This is a genomic window from Paracidovorax citrulli (assembly GCF_900100305.1).
Classification (GTDB): Bacteria; Pseudomonadota; Gammaproteobacteria; order Burkholderiales; family Burkholderiaceae_C; genus Paracidovorax; species Paracidovorax citrulli.
Map to the genome: position 1 here is coordinate 159427 of NZ_FNEY01000005.1, position 22923 is coordinate 182349.

A 22923-nucleotide genomic window follows, 5' to 3' on the forward strand; every position below is an offset into this window, starting at 1 on the left:
TGCTGGCGTGCGCTTATGCATTCGGGCCTCCGCCGAAAAGACGCAGGAACAGGCTTTCATTGGGAACGCCCCAGTGCTCGCAGCTGCGGCCGCCGGCCCCGGGCGGGTAGGACCACCAGAAGCTGGCGGCCTGTCCCGCGCGCAGGATGTCCCGCCCACGGGAGAACATCGCCTCGCCCTGCCCGGCGGTCCCGCCCATGCCGAGATCGGAGAGGATGCCCGCCATGTCGCCGCCCTGCCCCCTGCCGTCCGGCGCCGTGGCGGCGAAGGGCCATGGCAGCCTGGACAGGCGGGTGTCGAGCGCGTCCGCCGGCAGGGCCAGCCTGCGCGCCTCGATGACCGCATCGCAGGCCTCCGAGAAGAACTGCCCGAGCACGCCATCGGCGGCCAGCGACTGCCGGCCGCCCTCGCCCACCGCCATCACGGTGAGCGGATAGCAGCGCCCCACGCGGTCGATGCTGGGGGCGAGCACGCCGCACGACGGAGCGGCGCCCTTGCCGCCGCTGGCCACGAAGGACCACAGCGGCGCCTGCGTGAACGTGCGCTCCCAGTCGCCATGCGCGGTGGACCGCAGGTGCCCCAGGCCGTGGCTCAGCCATTCGTCCCAGGCGCCGCTCATGGCCCGGGGCATGCGCCGGCCCACGAAGTCTCCCTGGCCGGGCAGCTTCCCGAACCAGGCCACGCGCGGCTGCGCGCGGGACCACGGCATCAGAGATTGCCAGGACACGCGAACTCCTCCATGGCCTTGAGACGGAACGGGTTGAGCACGCTGCCCGTGGTGACCTCGAAGCGCAGCTTGCGCCCGCCGATATCGAAGGCGGCGACGAAGCGCTCGGGCGTGCTGCCCGGCAGAATCTGGGCCTTGTCGAAGAAACGGTGCACGGCCCAGGGTCCCTCGGTCACCAGGCCCGTGTTCTCGGCACCGCCCCCGGTGATCTGCAGGCGGACCTGGCCCGTGCCCCGGGTGCCGGGCCAGGCCATCGATTTCGGGATCTGCGGGCCGTGCTGGTAGCGCAGCACCTCGCCGTCGATGTCCAGCACCATCTGCGAAATGGAGGCGTCCATTTCCAGCGGCTTGATGTCCATGCGGATGGACGGCACCTTGCCGCCCGCCCGGAAATACACGTCGCGGATGGTCGCGGCGCGCTGGAACGAGGCCAGCGCGGCCGATCCACCGACCGGCGTCCCATCGACACCCTGGCGGAAGCGCCAGGGGGTGGTGGAGATGTCCACCATCGGCTGCAGGGTGTTGCGGAAGAACTCGTCCATCATGCCGCCCGGCGAGAACAGGCTGGCGAAGTCGTCGCTCGTCACGTCGCTGGCCGATCCCTTGGTGAAGGGATAGCGGCCGCCGATCGCCCTGCGGCAGAACGTCCCGATGGTGGCATTGAGGTTGCTGCCCACGGTGGCACGCACGTCGCGGCCTACCATGGCCGACGTGGACGATGCCAGATCCTCGTACATGGTGTTGAGGGGCGGCGGCACGCGCTTGGCCTCCATGCGCACGCGCTCCAGGGCCGGCGAGAGCGACGGCGGCACGGTGCCGCCGGCACTGATCTGCTGGCGCGCGGACGAGATGACCGCGGCGGCTTCGTTGAGCACCTGCAGGCTGGCGGCGATGGGCGCCGGGCCCGATCCGTTGGAGGTGGCGAGACGGCGGTATTCGCGGAAGCGGAAGTCCACCAGATCGGCCTCGAGGTTGGTGCTGGCCGCGAGCCCGCCGATGTTCACCCGCTTGCCGGTGAGGCGGCTGAGCTGCTCCTGCTCCTCCTTGATGCGGTTGATCTTCTCGCCCAGCCAGCTGCTGGTGCTGCTGCCGCCGGCCCCCGGCTTCTGACCCAGCGTGGTTTCCTTGGCCACCGCGCGGATGAACTGCTCCAGGCTGGAATTGGCGGACGAATACAGCCGCGCCTGCTCGCCGGCCTGGTCGAGCGACGCCACCTGCACGGGCCGCACATCGGCGAGGAAGTCCTCCCAGACCTTGGCGTACTCCATGAGGTAGAGGCGCTTGACCTCGAGCGCGAGCTGCCCGGTCATGACCTCGTTGGCCACGCTGCGCTGCCCCTGCGCCTTGCCCAGCACCCAGGTTTCCTCCTGCGCCAGCAGCGAGGTCACCTTGGGCAGCTCATGCGAGAACACGCCGTAGTAGCCGTCGTAGGTGAACAGTCCAGAAATCCCCTGAGTGAGCGGCTTGCCGCTGCGCCGCGTGAACACCTGCGGCGCCTCGGGGCCGGCGGCCCGCACCAGCGTGAAGTCCGGCGGCAGCGCCGTGCCCGTGGTCAGCAACTGCTTCAGCCGGCTGTAGGCCCGCTGCGCAGGCGACAGCTGCGCCAGCCGTTGGCGCACCTCGTCCACCAGCGGCTGGTCTATCGGAATCGGCGAAACCAGGGCACGGTCTTCCATGAGCCGGTCGAGGTGGTGCGCCAGCTGGTCCAGCATGCCCGACTGCACCAGGGCCGGGGGCAGCGTGGCTTCCCACTCGTTGAGCATCCAGGCCTTCACCACGCGGGGGTTGAAGCGCTCCGGATCGTAGAGCATCAGATAGACCTTGAGCGCCTCGTAGCTGGCCTCGGGGTTGGCCGTCGAGGCCTGCTGCAGCGAATTGCGCAGGTGCCGCGCGAGGCGGGGCAGCCACGCATCCTCCAGCAGCCGCATGTAGGTCGCGTCGGCAGCGGTCTGCACCTTGGGCACCTGCAGCAATCCGTAGCGCCAGCTGAGCGGCGGCGAATCGCCGGTGTAGCGCTGGCTCACGGCGAGGGCCTCGGCGTGGTTCAGCAGCGGCAGCAGCGCCACCATGTTCTCGGGATCCGCGTCGCGGGATTCCTCCACCGCCTGCTTGAGCGTGGGCACCTTCGCGGCCACCTCGTCCAGGTATTTCTGGTTGTTGCCGTGGCTGATCGTCCAGGCGATCGTGGCGCCCGCCAGCCCCGCGGCCAGGGCGAAAAAGCCGGCGGCCTGCAGCAGCCGCAACTGGCGCTCCTTCTTGGCATTGCGTCCCGTCAGCCCGGCCTCGTTGAAGATGACCCCCTTGAGCAGGGTCTCGATGAAATAGCTCTTGCCCGCGCGCCCTTCCCCGGCGGGATGGGCCGGAGGCGCCACCGAGAAGCGCCGCGACAGGGCGGACAGCACCCGGTCGAACGGCATGCCCTCCTGCGTGCCACTGGTGAAATAGACGCCGCGGAACAGCGGCTTTTCCTTGAAACGCGAGGACGCGAAGATCGTGGACAGCGTCTGCTGGACCACGTCCCGCAGGCCGACGAACTGCTGCGGCAGGCCATAGATCTGGCCACGGCGCGCGAGGTCGGGCTCCGCCAGCAGGCGCTGCGGCAGCAACCGGTTGATCTGGTCGGCCAGGCCGTCGAATTCCTTGCGGAACTGCAGCCCCGGGTCTTCCTGCGCCTGCCCTTCCACATAGGGATTGGTGAAGCCCCAGACCTGTGCCCGCTCCTCGCGGGTCATGTTGCCGAAGAACTCGTTGAAGCCGGCCAGCAGGTCGGTCTTGGTGACCAGCACGTACACCGGGAACTTGATGGACAGCCCCTCGCACAGCTCGGCCAGGCGCAGGCCGATCAGCCGGGCCAGGCGCTCGCGCTCCGCATCGCCGCCGCTCAGCAGCTCCTGCACGCTGAGGGTGACCAGCACCCCGTTGATGGGCTGCCGCCCGCGAAAGCGCCGCAGCAGGCCGAGGAACCCCGACCAGGCGGCACTGTCCTGCGCCTCGTCGCTCTCCTGCGTGGTGTAGCGGCCGGCGGTATCCAGCAGCACGGCCTGGTCGGTGAACCACCAGTCGCAGTTGCGCGTGCCGCCGACGCCGCGGATCGACGCCTTGCCGAACTGGGCGGCCAGAGGAAAATCGAGGCCCGAATTGACCAGTGCCGTGGTCTTGCCGGATCCCGGAGAACCGATGATGAGGTACCAGGGCAACTGGTAGAGGTAGCGGCGGGACAGCCGGCCGAACCAGCCCTGCTCCGTCTGCCCGAAGCGGGTCTTGCCCAGGACATCGACCGCCTCCTTGAAGCGCTTCTCGAGTTCGGCCACCTCCTCCTTGCCGGGACCGGCCTCGGGGGCGGAGGCATCCGATGCGCCGATGCGGGCCAGCTGGCCCAGCAGGCGTGCATTCATCTCCTTGGCCCGCCACCACCGGATGAACAGCCGCAGGAACCAGATGCCGAACAGCGCGGCGATGATCCAGCCGCGCACCGCCTCGCTCTCGAGCGGCTGGTAGGGCTTGATATAGACCAGCGGACCGACGAACCAGACCAGCAGGCTGAGCAGCACCAGGCCGCACAGCACCAGCGTGAACCGGTTGAAGAAGAATGAAAAGATCTTGCGCAGCATGTTTTAGTTCTTCGGATTGCCGGGGGCGGGCGTGCCGGCCGCAGCCGGGCCGGGAGTCAGCTGCAGCTCGGCATCGCGGGCCTGGGGCGGGACCATCAGCACGATCTCCACCCGGCGGTTCAGCGCCCGGCCTTCCGGCGTGCTGTTGGGGGCGATCGGGTCGCTTTCGGCACGGCCTTCGGCCCGCAGGCGGGACCCGTCGGCGATGGTCCTCTGCAGCATGGCCGCGACGGCCTGGGCCCGCTCCTGCGACAGGTGCCAGTTCGAAGGGAAGCGTGCCGTGCGGATCGGCTGGTTGTCGGAATAGCCGTTCACGACCACCTTGCCGGACACTTCGTTGAGCGCGGACGCGATGCGCTGGATCACCGCGACATAGCGCGGCTTGACTTCGGTGGACGCTGGATCGAACAGGCCATCTCCGCGCAGGGTCACGATGCTGCGGTCCGCCTGGTCGTTCACCTCGACCAGGCCTTCGCGGATCTCGGGCTCCAGGAACTGGCGCAGGCGCGGCTTCGGTGGCGCCACGGCCACCACGGAGGGCATCTTCGGCAGGCGGATGGCATTGATCGCGGCGAACAGCTCGTCCGAGCGCGATGCCAGCCGGTAGTTGAACCAGAGGAAGATCAGGAAGCCGATGAGCAGGGTCAGCGCGGCCGCCACCCAGAACGGCACCAGGCTCCAGGGCGGCACCGCCGCGCGCTGCACGCCGCGCCAGTGCAGGGACAGCGCCCCGCTGCGGTCCCCGCGGGTGCTCTCGATCACCTGCAGCAGCCGGGCCTTCAGGCTCTCGAGCTGGCTGCGCCCGTTGTCGATGACGTGATAGCGTCCCTCGAAGCCGAGCATCAGGCAGAAGTACATGAGCTCGATGAGGTCGATGTGCTGGTGGGGCGTCTGGACCAGCTTGGACAGCAGCTGGAAGAACTTCTCCCCGCCCCAGGTTTCGTTGTGCAGCGCCACGAGCAGGCTGTACTGCGGCCAGACGCCCGAACCGCCCCACGGTGTCTGGGCCGCCGCCTCGTCGATCGCGGTGCAGATGCAGTAGCGCGCGCCGATGATGGTTTCCATCGGCACGCCCGCGCCGCCCGCCCGGCTCTCGAAATGCCGGATGCATTCGAGCAGGTAGTGCTGGAATGCCGCGGGATCGGGATTGGTCGCCATGCGGCGGATCTGCGGAATGAGGTTCAGCAGGGTATTGGCCGCGGCCACGAGCGGATTGCCGCCGCTCACGACATCGGGCAGGCCCGACGGCTTGGTGCCGGGCTCGGCACCGGTGCCGCCGGGAGGTGCGGACGCGGGCATGGCCCCGGCGGGCTGGCCCGGATGGCCGGCGGCGAAAACGTTGACGGAGTTCTGCATGGACATGTCCGCTTTCAGCGCCGTATGGCCCACATTTCGAGCTGCAGCTCAGGGAAGCCTCCCGAGACGTGCAGCGCCAGGCCGCCCGAGTTCTGCAACTGGCGCCACAGGTCGTGTCCCGTGTCCAGCTCGAAGTAGGAATAGCCCGCGTGGTAAGGGATCTCGCGCGGCGCGACCGGCAGCGAACGCAACGGCACGCCGGGCAGGTGCAGGTTCACGAGGTCGCGGATGCGTTCCACGGGCCCCATCTTGATCTGCGTGGGGAAATGCGCCCGCAGGAACTCCACGGCGGTCTGCGCATGCACCGCCAGCACGAAGTCGCAGCTGGTGAGCAGTTCCGTGCTCGGGATGAGCGCCACGTGGACGCCGTACTGGCGTTCCTGCAACTCGATCTGGATCGCGTTCTGTTCCAGCACCGAGGAGAGCCCCCGGCGCAATTCGAGCATCAGGGGCAGGAAGCAGCTGCGCAGATCGTCGTGGTCGTAGGTCGGCATGGCCGCGGGCCGGCGCTGCTCGCGCGTGAACGTCGCCAGTTCGCCGGCCATCTTCAGCAGATCGTCGAACAGCCGCTCGGGGTGGATGGCCCGCACGCGCACCCAGTGCTCCACCGCCGGCTCCCAGCGGTTCAGGAACTGCAGCATCAGGAAATCGCCGACCTCCCCCACGCCGCCCCGTCCGGGCTGGCTCAGTCGCTCTTCCAGCGCCGCGCCCCGCTGCCGCAGCAGGCCGAAGAGCTCGCGGCAGTAGGTGGCCAGCCCCGACATCTCGGAATTGTTGACCACCGTGGGAATGAAGGACGGATCCAGCAGCAGCGATCCGTCCGCCCTGCGCTCCACCACCTGGGCCACGGGCAGGCTCACCCATCCGTCGGTGACGTCCTGCGCGGCGCGCAGCGACAGCTGGATGTTCCCGATCTGCACCTCGGCCGCCTGGGCGCCCATGTCGTTGACGTCCGGGACTTCCGCCACCTCGGCCGCATAGCGCACCGAAGCGCCGCCGGGCGCGCCCAGCGTCACCTCCGCGCCGGCCCTGCGCCGCATCGGCAGGGCCAGGTGGATGACCGTGTCCTTGACGTCCTTGCCGATCGCCAGCGCGGCGGGCGCCTGGTCATGGTGCGGAAAGCTGAACGGCGTGCCGTCCGGCAGCACGCCCTCTCCGGACAGCAGGCCCAGCTTGCCCAGCCCCAGCAGCTCCGTATCGAGCGCCAGCTTGGAGAAGCCCCAGAAGAAGAACTGGGCCGGCAACGTGCGGGCCTGCACGAGGAAATCGGTGTAGCGGTCCTGTTGCTGGAAATGCTGCGGGCGAAGGAACATCCCTTCGGCCCAGACGACCTTGCGCTGCCAAACCATGGTGGATTTCAGGCTTTCGTTATGTGTTCGTTCTTTGATGCTTAAGGAGCGGTCTGGATCTTCACCGCATCCTTGCCCACTGTGATGCGGTACTGCACGGGCTTGAGCCGCTCGGTTTCGCCCAGGCCCCACCAGCGGCGGCGCATCTCCACGGAGTTGGGAGCGCCCGCGGTCGCGCGCCAGGTGCTGCGCTCCAGGTCGCGGTAGCCTGCGAACACGGCGAAGGTGCGGACATCCGCACTGCCCTTGCGCTCGATGGTGCGCCGCTCGCCCGGCTGCAGCAGGATCTCCTCGCGCCGCACGAAATCGGCCCCCAGCTGGGCTTCGTCCTTGTCCTGCAGGTCCAGGTAGCTTGCCCGGTCGAAAGCCGCCGCCGCGCGCAGTTCGTAAATCCTCAGCAGGATGGGCTTGGGCGTGCCGTGGATATCGGGGTTGACGCCAGGGTCCGCGACGATTTCGAACACGGCCGGCGGCACGGCCGTGGGGGCCTCCTGCGGGCGGTTCAGGTTGCTGATCATGCCGCAGCCGCCCAGCAGCCATGCCGCCGCCGCGGCCGCGAGCCCCGCCCTGATGAATCCCTTCCGTGCCATCGCTTCCCGATGCATATCCGACTCCTTAGGTTCCGGTGAAAACGCCACATCCGCCCTGTCAGGCGCCATCCTCGCTGTCCGCGACCCAGACCGCGAGGGCGCTGAAGTTGTCCTGGTAGGACTTGGCCTGGGCCCGCACGGCCGCCTCCATCTGCTCCAGCCACTCCTGCGGGGACTGGCTGTGACGCAGGGCGCTCTCCATCTGCTCTTCGTCCAGCCCCTCCCAGAGCCCGTCCGAACAGAGCAGGAACGCATCGCCGGCCGCCAGCTCGATGGGCCGCGGGAGCACCGTGGGCGGGATCTGCGATTCCGCGCCGATGGCACCCGCCAGCACGCTGCGGTTCGGCAGCCGCCGCGGATCCTGGTTGCGATACACGCCCGCATGCAACAGCTGCTGCACGACGCTGTGATCCTCCGTGATCTGAAGCACCTTCTGGTCCCTGAACCAGTACAGCCTCGAATCCCCCCAATGCGCCCAGAGCGCGCGCCCGGTCTTGCGATCGATGCACAGCAGCACCACGGTGGCGCTCATGTGCTTGCGCGAAATCGAAAGCGGCTGCGCGCCGGCCACCGCATGCTCGGCCAGCGAAATGAGCGAGGCCAGGCCCGCGGGCGCGAACAGCGGGTTGTGACCGAAGCCCTCGAGCACCGCGTTCACGGTGATCCGGGCCGCCAGCCCGCCGTGCCCGTGCCCGCCCGCGCCGTCGGCCAGCACGCAGCACAGGCCGCGGTGGCCCATGTCCACCATGCCCAGGAAATCCTCGTTCACCTCCCGGCCGCCCTTTTCCGACAGCGAAGCCGCCATCACCCGGAACCGGAACTCCTCGCCTGCGATATGGAAGATCACGTCCTGGCCTTCGCCGCCGCCTCGGCGTTTTCATAGGCCTCCAGGAAGGCCTGGCCAGAGAAGGCCGCCAGGTCGTCCTCGGCGCCGCGCCGGATCTCGGCGAAATTGCGCTTGTACTCGTCCCACAGCGCTGCCTTGCGGCTCGTGGCCGACAGCTTGCCGAACACCCCACCGGTCACGTCGGTGCGCTGCTCCAGGGCCGCGGGATCGAAACGCTCCAGCGCCTCGGCGTAGGCCGCGCGCAGGCCGGCCATCAGGGCCACCTGGTGGACCCGCAGGTCGTCGTAGGCCTCCTGCATGGCGGGGATCGGCTTCATGAACCCCGGGAAATTCTGCCCGATCATCTGCATGACCACGCCCTCGGGCGTCGGCAGGAACTTCAGCGGATTGTTCGCGCCGGAGGAAATCACCGTCACGCCTGCGCGGAATTCGCGCTTGATCTCGGAGCGGGCGGCCAGCAGGTCGATGGTGCCCTGCACGGCCACGCGGAAGGCTTCCCCGAACGATCGCATGAACTCGGGACTGAGCTTCTGCGGCTCGACCTTCTTCTGCAGCACCCCCGCGCCTTCCAGGAAGGCGGCGATCAGCGACTGCAACTCCGCTGGCGAAGCGGCTTCCAGTTCCGGCAGCACCGGAGCCAGGGGCGACTTCGGGGTGCCCTCTTCCCCAGCCGGGCCGTGGGAGGCGGTGGGCGCAGGAGCGGGCGCGGGGGCCGGCGCCGGGACTGGAGCAGGCGTGCCGGCCGCGGCAGGAACATGCGCCAGCGCCACCTCCTCGATGGGCACGGCCTTCGCATCGCCGGCAGCCAGCCCGGAAAGCGTGGCTTGCGGCAGCACGTCGACAGCAGCGGGGGCGGGCCCGCTCTCCACGGGCGGCCAGCCCAGTGGATCGGCCGAAGCGGAACCGGAGCCGAAGGCACCAAGGTCGAGTCCTTCCACACGCTGCAGGCCCTCCAGCGGAGGGGCCGGTGGCGCGGCGGACGCCATGCCCGGGTTCGTGCCGGCGCCCTGGACGACCGGCGGGGAACTTCCCGGCACCTCTGCCGCGCCGGGGAGCCCCGGCCCCACCGGCGCCTGCACGCCCCTCGGAAGGCTGAACGACTGAGACAGGTCGGACCCCGAACCGAGCACCATCGCCGAACGTTCGGGCACCAGTGCCGAGGCCGCATCCGAGCCGCCCGTGAAGAGCCGCAGCGGGTCGAGTTCGTCGCGCGGGTCCAGCGCCTTGGGCAGCCCGGCATGGGCCGGGTTGTCCATGTCGTGCGCGAATTTCGCGCCGCTGGCCGGCAGCGACTGCAGCAGTTCGTCGTGCCGCATGTTGGCGATCTCGCTCAGGCTCTTAGCCTGCAAACCGCTCCCCCAGGCATCCTTTTTCTCCTCGCCCTTGCGGGGGTCCACCGCGAAAAGATCGAAGTCCTCCGGAATGACGAGGGCCCGGGGGGCCGGTGCCGCGGCGGGCCTGTCCTGCGGCACCGCCGGGGACCAGGCATTGTCCTGCCGACCCTGGTCGGAAGGCACCGGAATCGCCGATGCGGGCGACGCGGCGAAACCATGGACCCCGTCCGGGGCAGGCATGGACGCGGACCGGGATGGCGGCACAGGTGCGTCGGCGGGCACGGGGCCGAACGCGGGTATGGGCGCAGTCGAGGCCGTGGGCAAGGCGGCCGGCGCCGGGGCCCGGGACGGGGCCGAGGCGGCGATGGCCGGCCCTTCCACGCGACCAAGCATCGCGAAGGGGTTGTCGTCTTCCTCCGCAGAGGCCGCGGCCGCCGCCAGGCCTTCTCCCGTTCCGGCCGCAGGCATCGCCACAGGCGGCGACGGCACGACAGTCAGCCCCTCGCCCTGCGGCACGTTCGCCACCGGAATGGCTACGGGAACGGAAACGGGAACCGGCACGCCGGCGGCAGAGGCCGGGGACGACGGATTCGCTACCGGAGCGGGCGCAGATACGGGTTCGGGGGCGGGAGCCGGAACTGGAGCAGGAACAGCCGCCACGGGAACGAAGGGCGAGCCCGGCACGACGGAATGCAGGACGTAGGGCCCGATGCGGACCTCGTCCCCCACTGCCAGGCGCACCTCTTCGCCCGAGCGCACTTCGGCACCCGCCACGAAAATCGACCGGCGCTCGCAGAGATTGGCGATGAAGGCGGCCTCGGATTCGATGCGCACCATCGCATGCACGCGGGCGACACCCGCATCGCTGTCGGACAGCACGAGCTTGTTCTGCCCTCCGCGGCCGATCGTTCCGCCCGCCACGCCGAATACCGCCGTCCATAAGCGGTCCACCGCTTCGTCCGCATGGCGGACGACCCTGAGTTCGACTTTGTCCATGTCCGCTACGACCCGCCGGGGTCAGGGCGCCTTCTTGGCCGGGAGGGCGCGCTTCGCGCGCATGGTGACCACCGCACGCGCGGCGTTGAATTCCTTGCCCCAGACCGGATGGCCCTTCTCGACATCGCTCAACTGGAAGCCGGGATCCTGCTGCAGCGCTGTTTCGAAATTCTGGCGGCACTGGCGCAGCCGTCCCAGGGCGCAATGGCTGAACGCGATGAACTTGTAGGCCTTGACCTGCGATGCGGAAGGCAGCTCGGGCGCGGTGCTCAAAGGCGTGAGGGCAGCGATGGCCTCGTCGTACCGGCCGTCCGCATAGACGTCGAGCGCCTGGGAGAGCGCCTCTTCCTTCAAGGCAGCCGGGTCTTTCGGTTTCACTGCTTCCTTGCCGTCCGCGCCGGCAGCGGTTCCTTCCGCCTGCGCCTGGCCGCCGCCCGCCTGGCCCGCAGGGGGCGTCTCGCAGCCGCTCAGCAAGATGCCCACCAGGCACATTCCACCAATGAGCTTCGTCTTAGATGCCATGCTTACCTCGTCAAAAAAATGGCAGGTGCACCAGCGGCCGCGGCCGCCAGACACCGTCCCGTATTTCCACGCCCCGCCGGCCGGAGATCCGGCCACCGGAACGAAATCACTCGAATTTGTGGGTCAGCACCACGGATTCGCCCCGCCGCACCTGCACCATCCGGGTGACCGTTTGCGATGCCGGATTGGAAAGCTCGATGCGGTGGAAGCCCTCCGACAGGGTCAACTGGGTCAGAGGCGGCGTGGTACCGACGGGAACCCGGTCCACGGTGACGTTGCCCCATGGCATGACACGCAGGATCACCCTGCCGGTGTTTTCCGCCTCGCGGCCGGCCGTCCGCGGGGACCGCGCGGAATCCTCCGCGGCAGGCACCGAAGCAGCCGGTGCCGGGCCCGCATGCGCCGCCGATGCCGCAGGAAGGGCCGCCGCCGCGGGTGCGCTGGCGCGCGACGCCGGCTCCGCCGGCGGCAACGCCGCGGACGCCACCACGGCAGGTGCAGAGGCTGCGGCATCCTGGGCCGCGGGAACGGCCGTCGCCTGCAGCGAACGCGCGGTCAGCTGGGTCAGGGCCTCTTCGGCCTGCATTCGATGGGCACCGTTCGGGAACGCGCTCAGATAGGCCTGCACGGATTCCACGGTATTGATGCGGGAAGCCAGCTCCCACTGGCTCGCCTCCTGCACAGCCATCCGCTCGCGCGCTGCCGCCTCGCTGGATGCCTGCACCGTCCACCACACGCCACCGACCAGCAGCAGCGCCAGCACCGCCAGCAACGGCACGAGCCAGGCAGGTCGCCCGGACTTCGAAGGCACCGGAACGGACGCCGCCACGGCAGGCGCAGCGGCTCTGGCGCCAGCGGAGGACGCGGCTGCCGCCCGGGAGGCCGGCTTTTCGCCACGGTGGCCGCCGTCGCCGTGCATCTCCGACGCGACGGCGGCAGCGGACGGCTCCATCCTCGAAGGCGGGATGTCCTGCAGCGGCATCGGCTGCGTGGGTTGCAGGAAGGCGTCATCCTCGGCCACGCGGCGTTCCGCGCCGGCGCCGTGGGCACCGGCAGGGGCCAAATGCGAAGGGATCATGGAAGCCACGGCCTCCACGGGGCGCAGCGCCGGAGAGGTTGCGGATGCCTCGGGCACCGGCTCCGACGCCCGGACCGCCACCTCCGCACCGGCGGCCGCCGCGGAAGCATGCGGCCAGGAAATGGTCACGGTCTTGAGACCCAGCAACTGCCGCAGCTCGGCAATGCCCTGCGGCCGGTCCTGCGGCTTGACCGCGAGCGCGCTCTGCACACCGTGCAGGAAACGCGCGCTGAACCCCGGGCAGTTCTCCGGCGTGAGCCGGGCCAGCGGATCGTTGATCATCCGCGCGACCGACGTCGCGGGAGGACGCCCGGTGATCGCCTGGTAGAGCACCGCACCCAGCTGATAGATATCGGTCCACGCCCCCTGGGGCATCGCACCGTCGTCCACGTACTGCTCTATGGGCGCGAAGCCGGGCTTGAGCACCATGGTCAGCGCCTGGGTCATATCGCCGATGATGCGCCGCGCCGCGCCGAAATCCAGCAGCACCGGCATGCCCGATTCCTGCAGGAAGATGTTGTCCGGCGCGATGTCGCGGTGATAGCAGTCTGCCGCGTGGAGCATCTCCAGCACGTCGAGGATGGGCACCAGCACCGCCGACAGCCAGGCCTCGTCCACCGTGTGCTGCTGTGCCAGGAAGGAGCGGAAGGTCTGCCCCTCGTAATACTGCATGACCATGTAGGCCGTGCCGTTGGCCTCGAAGAACCGGTACACATGCACCAGCGCCGGATGGGAAAACTTGGCCAGGAGCCGCGCCTCGTTGATGAAGCTGCGCAGTCCCGCGTCGAAAGCGCCGCGGTGCTGGGACCGCACATGCACCTCGTTGCCATCCTTGCGGCCGGCCAGGGTGGCGGGCATGTACTCCTTGATCGCCACGATGCGGTCAAGGCTCAGGTCGCGCGCCTTGTAGACGATGCCGAACCCCCCCTCGCCCACGACATCGTTCAGCCGGTACTCCCCGACTTGCACGCCGGGGCCCAGGCAGTTCGCGGAGCCACTGAATTCCTTGTCCATGAGTTCACGCTTCCAAGCACCGCTGCGGGCGGCGCGAACGTCGCCGGCCGCCGGGCAGGGCCCCGCCGCGAAATCCCGTCTCCTGCATGTCGAGCACCAAAGTCAAGGCATCACTCCCAGCCGGCTGTTTCTAGTCTGTATGGAGATGGCGGAAAAGTGTATCGCCCGCCGCCGTCTCGTTGACCCCGCCAGGCACCGGGAAAGCGGGGCTCTACGGGGGACCGGCAAGTGTAACGGGAACATGTGACACGCCCCTGCCATCCCGGTCCCCGTCGAACAAAAAGACAAATTGTTTCTTTTGTTTCCTGAAACTAAACAATGTTGAAAATTGGAGTATTTTCAAACGAACCGCCCCTCCCTATCATCGGCGGCGCAACTAGGCACCCGAAGAAGCATGCCTGATCGCCTCGCGCAGCCCCTGGGAGGGGGGATGCTCCAGGCGAATATGGTCAGGGCTCTTTGGCGAAAGGCCCCGTTCGTGAGGAACAGGCCACCGCGATGCGAGCGGGTCGGTTCCATTTTTATCTTTCAAAGCGCGTACGCGCAGTCCATCAAAAGGAAGCATTCCATGTCCGTCGATATGTTCATGAAGGTTGAAGGTGCCAGCGGCGAATCACAAGACGCCAACCACAAGAGCTGGACCGACATCCGCTCCTTCACCTGGGGCGCGACGCAACCCAACTCGATGGCCACGGGCAGCGGCGCCGGCGCCGGCAAGGTCACTTTCCACGACCTGAACGTCGTGGCCAAGATCGACAAGGCCTACCCGGCCGTGCTCAAGCACTGCTCCTCCGGCAAGCACCTGGGTCAGGTGGAGATCTCGATGTGCAAGGCCGGCGGCACGCAGATCGAATTCAGCAAGATCACGCTCACCGACGTGCTGGTCACGAGCGTCACCGTCAGCGGCACCGACGGCAGCGATGCCGTCCTGGTGAATTACGCATTCCAGGCCGCCAAAATCAAGACCCAATACTGGGAACAGACGAACCAGGGCGGCAAGGGTGCAGAAAGCTCGGCCGGCTGGAACATCAAGGAAAACAAAGAAGCCTGATTCTTCGCTTCGCAAAAGCCGGAGCCTTCACAAAGGCTCCGGCTTTTTTCATGCAATGCATAAATAAATTGCATGCATTCTCACTGGAACCACCTGCCTGCCATTCGGGGCGGCGCGGCAGTCGGCAGGCCAGTGTTCGGCGTATTCGCCGATCCCCGTTATTCGCAGAGTTATCTCCCGGCGCCCTGCCGTACCGGCCGATTGCGCATGCGCGGCAAATCGCGCGCTTCCACGAATACGCGGCGGCTGATTACCTTCCAAAGGGCCCCTTCTGCCAGAACAAATCGACCACGCCTTCCTGAGCGCCCTGGAAGGCGGCCCGCAGACGACCGGCTACGTACCGGCGGAGAAAGTCAGCAAGAGCCGCGCGAAGATCGCGACCGGGTCGATCTCGGCCAGAGGTCCGAGAACGACCTGAAAAACCTCGGCCTCGCCAGCCCTTTCGCCAAGCTCAAACCCTACCTGACGTCCAAAGGCCTACCCGGCACGGCAAGGAAGCCGCACTGCCGGAGAAAATCAAATGAAACGATGGATCGTCCTGGCGGCCGCGGCGCTGGCTGCCGGCACCCTGCAGGCTGCCGGGGCCCCCGCCCCCACCGTGCGCGTCGCCAACCCGGAACTGCTGGCCGCGCTGCAGAACCCCGAGGCAGCCCTTCAGGCCGCGCGCACGCCGCTCGCATTCGACAACGGCGAGTCGGCCCGCAACTGCCGCGAATATGCGGAGCTGCTGCCGAAGAGCCGCCCCGTCGAGTCGGAACGCAACTTCGAGATCCGCGGCGAATACCTGCTGTGCGACGCCCTGCACCTGGTGGCCGGCAAGCCCTTCGCCGCGGAGAAGGCCGGGGTCGCCGCGCGCCGGGCCAGAACGCTCCATGACAGGCTCGATGTGCGGACGTTCCCGTCATCGCTGCGCAACCGCGCCGATGCGAAGCGCCATACGGTCAAGACGGTGCTTCCCGGAGCCTCGCATGCCCAAGGCGCCGTCGTCGCGGTCGAGACGCCGGACCAGCGCTTCCGGCTGGAAGTGGTGGCCACCGTCGCCCCGGGCAAAGGCCGGAAGCCGGAGTGGATCGTCTGGGTGTCGGACGAATCGAAAACCGGCACCTACCGGGGTTACAGCACCCTCGTCGTGCAACCGCCCCGGAACAAGTCCGGGGCCTACACCGCCGCAGACGCTTCACGCCCCTGAGCGGCATCGCCCGCCATGCCTGCGGAGCGCGCCGGCAGGTAGGGAAGGCGGCGCAGGCTCCACCCGACGGTGCCGCGCCTGCCGGGTCACATCGCCACGGCCCGGGCCACCATCCGCAGCCAGTCGAAGCCCCCCAGCACCGGCCGGCGCACGAGGCTGTCGCCGCGCAGGGCTTCGACCTTGTCGAGAATGCGCAGCCCGCCCTGCACCACGAGGCGCAGCTCCCAACCGATGCGGCCGGGCAGTTGGTGCACGAGCGGGGCGCCCTCCTCCATTAGCGCCCGTGCCCACGCCGCGTTGTCGGCCACCAGGGCACGCGCCCGCGGATCGGTCGGCTGACGCTGCAGCAGCGCGCGGTCGATGCCGAAGCGCGCCAGATCGGCATCGGTGAGGTAATGCCGTCCGCGGGGCAGGTCCACGCTGAAGTCCTGCCAGAAATTGATGAGCTGCAGCGCGGTGCAGATCGCATCGCTGCGGGCCAGCGCCCGGGCATCGCCGATGCCGTAGAGGTGCAGCAACAGCCGCCCCACCGGGTTGGCGGACCGCCGGCAGTAGTCGAGCAGTTCATCCCGATGCGCATAGGTGAGGCCGGCCGACGTCCGCACGATGTCCTGGGTGAAAGCGCTCAACAGGTCCGCCAGCAGCGGGACGGGAAGCGCGTGTGCACGGATCGCCCTCTGGAGCGGGCCGAACACCGCCGCCCACCGCGCTCCGGGTGGGTGGCCCGCGGCGATGCGGTGCAGTTCCGTGGTGTATTCCGCCAGTACCTCCAGCCGCTCTGCAGGCGTGTCATCGCCCTCGTCCGCGATGTCGTCGGCCGTGCGGGCAAAGCCGTAGATCGCGGCGATCGGCTCGCGCAGTGCCGGTGGGCACAGCCAGGACGCCACCGGAAAATTCTCGTAATGCGTGACGGGCTGCGCGCGCCATTCCGCATCCCCTTCCGGGGGGCGCGACGACGCCGCCGGTTGGAAGCCTTCCGGTACCCGCGTGGCGGGCGGGGTGGCGGGCAGGTTGGGCGCTGCAGGCGGTTCAGGCGCTGCCGCCTCGGGAATGTCTGCGTCGCGGCGCGTGGAATGTGGCGTGGTCACCCGGCGATTGTCGCTTGACGCTGCCGAGGCTTTCACCTAGATTACTAACCAGTCAGTCATTAACCGCCCTCCTCGGGAACCACCATGCCGCTTTCCGCGCAGCCCCGGACTTCCAGGCGCACCCGCCCCCTCCAGCCCCTCCGTGGGGCTTTTTCGTGGCAGCCCGTGCTCAGCCGGCAGTGGGCCATGATCGCCTCCGTCGCGGCGGTCCTGGCACTCGGGGCCTGTTCCCGAAAGGAGCCGCCGCCGGAGCCCGTGCGCTCGGTCAAGCTGCTCACCGTCGGCACGTCGTCGCTCCACACGCATGCGGAATATGCCGGCGAAGTGCGCGCCCGCATCGAATCGCGCCTGGGCTTCCGCGTGGCGGGCAAGATCGTCCAGCGGCAGGCGGAACTCGGACAGCGCGTGCAGGCCGGCCAGGTGCTGGCGCAGATCGATCCGCGCGACTACCAGCTGTCCGCGGACGCGGCGCGTGCCCAGGTGGCATCGGCGCAGACCCAGCGGGATCTGGCGGCGGCGGATTACCAGCGCTTTTCCGCGCTCAAGGCGCAGAACTTCATCAGCGGCGCCGAGCTCGACCGGCGCTCGGCCACGCTGAAGGCCGCCGAAGCCTCGCTCGAACAGGCCCGGGCCCAGGCGGCCTCGCAGAGCAACCAGACGCAGTACACGCGGCTCGTGGCCGATGCCGCCGGCGTGGTCACCGGCATCGACGCCGAGCCCGGCCAGGTGGTCGCGGCCGGCACGCCGGTCGTGCGGATCGCCCAGGACGGGCCGCGCGACGTGGTGTTCTCGGTGCCCGAAGACCGGCTCGCCCGCGTGCGCCCTGGGCAGGCCGTGACCGTCCGCACTTGGTCGGGAGGCGGCGCGCTGCCGGGCCGGGTGCGCGAAGTGGCCGCGAGTGCCGATCCGGTCACGCGCACCTTCCTGGCCAAGGTCGCCATCGAATCCGACACGCCCCCGCCCCTGGGCGCCACCGCCTACGTGACGCCCGACGGGGCCGCGCAGCAAGGGCCGCAGGCCATCAAGCTGCCGACGAGCGCGCTGCGCCAGGAAGGCGCGCAGACCGCCGTCTGGGTCTACGAGCCAGCCAGCGGCACGGTGCGCTCGCAGGCCGTGCAGATCGCGAGCGCCGACGGCAACGAGGTGGTGGTGGGCAGCGGCCTTGCGCCGGGCATGCAGGTGGTGGCTGCCGGCGTGCACGTGCTCTCTCCGGGGCAGAAGGTGCTGGTCTACCAGCCGCGCGCGTCCCGTGGCGGCGAGGCTCCGGCCACCACGCCCGTTTCCGCACCGGTTCCGGCCGCATCCGGCGCCGCGCCCGCGGCCTCCGCCACCGCACGCTGAGGCCCCCATGGAAAACGCGACGCAGCAGCCGCCCACCGGCGGATTCAACCTGTCCAAATGGGCGCTGGACCACCCCGCCCTCACGCGCTACCTCATGGTGGTGCTCATGCTGCTGGGCGTGGGCGCCTACTTCCAGCTCGGCCAGGACGAGGACCCGCCCTTCACCTTCCGCGCCATGGTGGTGCGCACCTATTGGCCCGGCGCCACCGCGCAGCAGGTGGCGGAACAGGTCACCGACAAGCTCGAACGCACCCTGCAGGAAGTGCCGTACGCAGACCGCATGCGCAGCTACTCCAAGCCGGGCGAGTCGCAGATCATCTTCGAGCTCAAGGATTCATCGCCGCCCGGCGAGGTGCCCGGCGTCTGGTACACGGTGCGCAAGAAGATCGGCGACATGCGCGCCACCCTGCCCCAGGGCGTGCAGGGCCCGTTCTTCAACGACGAATTCGGCGACGTCTACGGCGTGATCTATGCCATCGAAGCGGAAGGCTTCAGCCCGGCCGAGCTCAAGACCTTCGCAGACGACATCCGCCAGCAGTTGCTGCGCGTGAAGGACGTGGCCAAGGTCGAGCAGTTCGGCATCCAGGACGAGAAGATCTACATCGAGATCTCGCAGAAGCGCCTCGCCCAGCTCGGCCTGGACATGAACCAGATCCTGAACCAGCTCGGCCAGCAGAACGCCGTCGAGAGCGCGGGCACCGTCCAGACCCCGCAGGACCAGGTGCAGATCCGCGTGGCCGGACAGTTCGGCGCCGTCGAGGAACTGCGCGCGATGCCGATCCGGGGCGCCTCCGGCGCACAACTGCGGCTGGGCGATATCGCCGAGGTCCGCCGTGGCTACATCGACCCGCCCTCCATCAAGGTGCGCCACCAGGGCCGGGAAGTCGTCGCGCTCGGCGTGTCGATGGCCAAGGGCGGCGACATCATCCGCCTGGGCGAAGCACTGCACGCGGCCGCGCGCCGCATCGAGCAGACCCTGCCGGCCGGCGTGCGCCTCGTGAATGTGCAGGACCAGCCCCGCGCCGTGTCGTCGTCCGTGAACGAGTTCGTCAAGGTGCTCATCGAGGCCGTCGTGATCGTGCTCGCCGTGAGCTTCCTGAGCCTCGGCCTGCACAAGCGCCCCGGCAGCCATCCGCTGTGGCGCCGCTGGACGCTGGACATCCGCCCCGGCCTGGTGGTGGGCATCACGATCCCGCTGGTGCTGGCCGTGACCTTCCTGGCCATGTGGTACTGGAAGATCGGGCTGCACAAGATCTCCCTCGGTTCGCTCATCATCGCCCTCGGGCTGCTGGTGGACGATGCCATCATCGCCGTCGAGATGATGGTCCGGAAGATGGAAGAAGGCTACGACAAGGTCCGCGCCGCCACCTTCGCCTACGAGATCACGGCCATGCCGATGCTCACCGGCACCCTGATCACCGCGGCGGGCTTCCTGCCCATCGGCATCGCCAAGTCGGTCACCGGCGAGTACACCTTCGCGATCTTCGCGGTCACCGTGATCGCGCTCGTACTGTCGTGGTTCGTCTCGGTGTACTTCGTGCCGTACCTGGGCACGCTGCTGCTCAGGGTGCCCGAGCACCCGAAGGCGCAAGACCATCCGTCCGGAACCGCCCAGGGGGCGGCACAAGGGCCGCACGAGGTCTTCGACAGCCCTTTCTACAACACCTTCCGCCGCGCCGTGGATGCATGCGTGGAGCACCGCTGGATCACCATCGGCGTCACGCTGCTGCTCTTCGCGCTGGGCATCATGGGCATGGGGCGCGTCCAGCAGCAATTCTTCCCCGACTCCAGCCGCCCGGAAATCCTGATCGACGCATGGTTCCCCGAGGGCACCTCGTTCGCCGCGAACGAGGCCGTGCTCAAGCGCATGGAAAAACGCCTCGTCGAGGAGCCCGGCGTGCACTCGGTCAGCACCTGGATCGGCTCGGGCGTGCCGCGTTTCTACCTGCCGCTGGACCAGGTATTCCCGCAATCCAACGTATCGCAGATCATCCTGCTGCCCCAGGACCTGGCACGGCGCGAAGCGCTGCGGCACGCGCTGCCGGCGATGCTGGCGCAGGAATTTCCCGAAGTGCGGGCCCGCGTCAAGCTGCTGCCCAACGGTCCGCCCGTGGCGTATCCGGTGCAGTTCCGCGTGATCGGCAACGATCCGGCGCGGCTGCGCCAGCATGCGGACGAGGTGCGCAAGATCCTGCGCGAACACCCGCAGATGCTCGGCGTGAATGACAACTGGAACGAATCCGTGAAGACCATGCGCCTGGAGATCGACCAGGACAAGGCGCGCGCGCTCGGCGTCACCAGCCAGTCCATCGCCCAGGCCGCTCGCACCGTGTTCACCGGCACCACCGTCGGCCAGTACCGGGAGGGCGACCGCCTGATCGACATCGTGTTCCGGCAGCCGCCGGACGAGCGGCAGGCCATCACGGACATCGCGAACGCCTACCTTCCCACCGCATCGGGCAAGGCCATTCCCCTGACCCAGATCGCGCGCCCCGTGTTCGCCTGGGAGCCGGGCGTCATGTGGCGGCAGAACCGCGAGTACGCCATCACGGTGCAAGGCGACGTGATCGAAGGACTCCAGGGCGCTACCGTCACCGAGGCGCTGCTGCCCGGCCTGCGCCAGCTGGAAGCCCAATGGCATGCATCGGGAGACGCCGGCTACCGGATCGAGGTCGCCGGCTCCGTGGAGGAAAGCTCCAAGGGCTCCGCCTCCATCGCGGCGGGCGTGCCCATCATGCTGTTCATCACCTTCACGCTGCTCATGCTCCAGCTGCACAGCTTCAGCCGCGCCCTGCTGGTGTTCCTCACCGGCCCGCTCGGCATCGCCGGGGTGGCGGGCGCCTTGCTGCTGCTCGGCCGGCCCTTCGGGTTCGTGGCACTGCTGGGCGTGATCGCGCTCATGGGCATGATCCAGCGCAACTCCGTCATCCTCATCGACCAGATCGAGAGCGACCGCGCACGCGGCGTGCCGGCGTGGGACGCCATCGTGGAATCCGCGGTGCGCCGGCTGCGCCCGATCGTGCTCACCGCTGCCGCTGCCGTGCTGGCGATGATTCCCCTGTCGCGCAGTGTCTTCTGGGGGCCGATGGCTGTCGCCATCATGGGCGGGCTCATCGTCGCGACGGTGCTCACGCTGCTGGCGCTGCCTGCGATGTACGCCGCGTGGTTCCGCGTGAGGCGGCCCGAAACGCGGCCACCACGACCGGCCTGACCGGGAACGCTTCGCCGACAGGGTAAAATCGAAGGTTGACCAATTTCACGCAGCGGCGGTCCCCCGGGTCCGCCGCTTTTTGTCGGTAGCCCGCTGGGAACAGCGGGCGGAAAGCCAAGTGGAAAAAGCGCGGGTGGCGAAATTGGTAGACGCACCAGGTTTAGGTCCTGACGCCAGCAATGGTGTGGGGGTTCGAGTCCCCCCCCGCGCACCACGAACAACACGGTGAGGCGGTCCCGGCACGGGACGGCCGTCACGGTCCCATTACCTAGAGGAAGAGCCATGGCCGTTACTGTTGAAACCCTTGAAAAGCTCGAGCGCAAGATCACGCTGAGCCTGCCCCTGACCGCCATCCAGTCGGAAGTGGACTCGCGCCTCAAGCGCCTGGCCCGCACGGTGAAGATGGACGGCTTCCGTCCCGGCAAGGTGCCGATGAACGTCGTGGCCCAGCGCTACGGTTACTCCGTGCAGTACGAAGTGCTGAACGACAAGGTCGGCGAGGCCTTCGCCCAGGCCGCCAATGAGGCCAACCTGCGCGTCGCCGGCCAGCCCCGCATCACCGAGAAGGAAGGCGCTCCCGAAGGCCAGGTGACCTTCGACGCCGTGTTCGAGGTGTTCCCCGAAGTGAAGATCGGCGATCTGTCCACGGCCGACGTCGAGAAGATCTCCGCCGACGTCACCGACGCCGCCATCGACAAGACCATCGACATCCTGCGCAAGCAGCGCCGCACCTTCGCCCAGCGCGCCCAGGGCACGCCTGCCGAAGACGGCGACCGCGTGACCGTGGACTTCGAAGGCAAGATCGACGGCGAGACATTCTCCGGCGGCAAGGCCGAAGACTTCCAGTTCCTGGTGGGCGAAGGCCAGATGCTCAAGGAATTCGAGGACGCCGTGCGCGGCATGAAGGCCGGTGAAAGCAAGACCTTCCCCCTCGCCTTCCCCGAGGACTACCATGGCAAGGACGTGGCCGGCAAGACCGCCGATTTCCTGGTCACCGTGAAGAAGATCGAGGCAGCCCACCTGCCCGAAGTCAATGAGCAGCTGGCGAAGTCCCTGGGCATCGCCGACGGCACCGTGGAAGGCCTGCGCGCCGACATCAAGAAGAACCTCGAGCGCGAGGTCAAGTTCCGCCTGCTGGCCCGCAACAAGCAGGCCGTGATGGAAGCCCTGGTGTCCAAGGCCGAGCTGGACCTGCCCAACGCCAGCGTGCAGGCCGAGATCGCCCGCCTGCTGGAAGGCGCCCGCGCCGACCTCAAGCAGCGCGGCATCAAGGACGCCGACAAGGCCGAGATCCCCGAGGACGTGTTCCGCCCGCAGGCCGAGCGCCGCGTGCGCCTGGGCCTGGTCGTGGCCGAACTCGTGCGCGCCAACAACCTGCACGCCACCCCCGAGCAGTTGAAGGCGCACGTGGACGAGCTCGCCGCCAGCTACGAGAAGCCCGAGGACGTGGTCCGCTGGTACTTCGGCGACCGCCAGCGCCTGGCCGAGGTCGAGGCCGTGGTCATCGAGAACAACGTCACGGCGTTCGTGCTGGACAAGGCCAAGGTCACGGAAAAGGCCATTTCCTTCGACGAACTGATGGGCCAGGGCTGAAGCCGCGGCGCCGGCGCATGCATCCG

The 22923-nt window shown here is 68.6% G+C and carries 15 protein-coding genes and 1 tRNA gene; 6 read left to right on the forward strand and 10 right to left on the reverse strand.

The window, feature by feature from the left end; all coding sequences use genetic code 11:
- Positions 1–13 precede the first annotated feature (13 nt).
- The 9 genes from tagF to BLR99_RS05400 all read right to left on the reverse strand — a co-directional run bounded on the left by tagF (position 14) and on the right by BLR99_RS05400 (position 13424).
- Positions 14–727 carry a type VI secretion system-associated protein TagF gene (tagF, locus tag BLR99_RS05360; RefSeq protein ID WP_011794615.1) on the reverse strand — a complete coding sequence of 238 codons (714 nt, stop codon included), beginning with the start codon at positions 725–727 and terminating at the stop codon, positions 14–16.
- Positions 709–4338, reverse strand: coding sequence for a type VI secretion system membrane subunit TssM (tssM, locus tag BLR99_RS05365; RefSeq protein ID WP_011794614.1), 3630 nt, complete (start codon positions 4336–4338; stop codon positions 709–711). Before tssM ends, tagF begins: the two co-directional genes overlap by 19 nt.
- A 3-nt stretch (positions 4339–4341) precedes the next feature.
- On the reverse strand, positions 4342–5694 hold the full coding sequence (locus BLR99_RS05370) for a DotU family type VI secretion system protein (RefSeq protein WP_085947483.1): 1353 nt from the start codon (positions 5692–5694) through the stop codon (positions 4342–4344).
- Between the two features lie 14 nt (positions 5695–5708).
- Positions 5709–7043: a type VI secretion system baseplate subunit TssK gene (tssK, locus tag BLR99_RS05375; protein ID WP_011794612.1), complete on the reverse strand. Its 1335-nt coding sequence runs from the start codon at positions 7041–7043 to the stop codon at positions 5709–5711.
- 41 nt (positions 7044–7084) lie between these two features.
- Complete coding sequence (tssJ, locus tag BLR99_RS05380; protein ID WP_011794611.1) at positions 7085–7648, reverse strand: type VI secretion system lipoprotein TssJ; 564 nt, start codon at positions 7646–7648, stop codon at positions 7085–7087.
- 43 nt (positions 7649–7691) lie between these two features.
- The gene (locus tag BLR99_RS05385; RefSeq protein ID WP_041827282.1) at positions 7692–8480 is read right to left on the reverse strand and encodes a PP2C family protein-serine/threonine phosphatase; all 789 of its coding nucleotides are present in this window, start codon (positions 8478–8480) and stop codon (positions 7692–7694) included.
- Positions 8477–10810, reverse strand: a complete 2334-nt coding sequence (gene tagH, locus BLR99_RS05390; RefSeq protein WP_011794609.1) for a type VI secretion system-associated FHA domain protein TagH — start codon at positions 10808–10810, stop codon at positions 8477–8479. Before tagH ends, BLR99_RS05385 begins: the two co-directional genes overlap by 4 nt.
- A gap of 21 nt (positions 10811–10831) precedes the next feature.
- Positions 10832–11332, reverse strand: a complete 501-nt coding sequence (locus tag BLR99_RS05395) for a TssQ family T6SS-associated lipoprotein (RefSeq protein ID WP_017439898.1) — start codon at positions 11330–11332, stop codon at positions 10832–10834.
- Between the two features lie 106 nt (positions 11333–11438).
- Entirely contained in the window at positions 11439–13424 is a 1986-nt protein-coding gene (locus BLR99_RS05400) for a serine/threonine-protein kinase (protein ID WP_046060257.1), read from the reverse strand.
- A gap of 568 nt (positions 13425–13992) precedes the next feature.
- Here BLR99_RS05400 and BLR99_RS05405 point away from each other — a divergent pair.
- Positions 13993–14475 carry an Hcp family type VI secretion system effector gene (locus tag BLR99_RS05405; protein WP_011794606.1) on the forward strand — a complete coding sequence of 161 codons (483 nt, stop codon included), beginning with the start codon at positions 13993–13995 and terminating at the stop codon, positions 14473–14475.
- Between the two features lie 520 nt (positions 14476–14995).
- The gene (locus BLR99_RS05410) at positions 14996–15664 is read left to right on the forward strand and encodes a hypothetical protein (protein ID WP_011794605.1); all 669 of its coding nucleotides are present in this window, start codon (positions 14996–14998) and stop codon (positions 15662–15664) included.
- A gap of 86 nt (positions 15665–15750) precedes the next feature.
- Here the strand turns inward: BLR99_RS05410 and hpnC are convergent, their stop codons facing one another.
- Entirely contained in the window at positions 15751–16674 is a 924-nt protein-coding gene (gene hpnC, locus BLR99_RS05415; RefSeq protein ID WP_377703424.1) for a squalene synthase HpnC, read from the reverse strand.
- A gap of 264 nt (positions 16675–16938) precedes the next feature.
- Here hpnC and BLR99_RS05420 point away from each other — a divergent pair, with 264 nt between their 5' ends.
- From BLR99_RS05420 to tig, 4 genes are all read left to right on the forward strand, one after another.
- Complete coding sequence (locus tag BLR99_RS05420) at positions 16939–18093, forward strand: efflux RND transporter periplasmic adaptor subunit (RefSeq protein ID WP_228193866.1); 1155 nt, start codon at positions 16939–16941, stop codon at positions 18091–18093.
- Between the two features lie 7 nt (positions 18094–18100).
- Positions 18101–21304: an efflux RND transporter permease subunit gene (locus BLR99_RS05425; protein ID WP_011794602.1), complete on the forward strand. Its 3204-nt coding sequence runs from the start codon at positions 18101–18103 to the stop codon at positions 21302–21304.
- A gap of 127 nt (positions 21305–21431) precedes the next feature.
- A tRNA-Leu gene (locus tag BLR99_RS05430) sits at positions 21432–21518 on the forward strand.
- Positions 21519–21586: 68 nt separating this feature from the next.
- Positions 21587–22897, forward strand: coding sequence for a trigger factor (gene tig / locus BLR99_RS05435; protein WP_011794601.1), 1311 nt, complete (start codon positions 21587–21589; stop codon positions 22895–22897).
- Positions 22898–22923 lie beyond the last annotated feature (26 nt).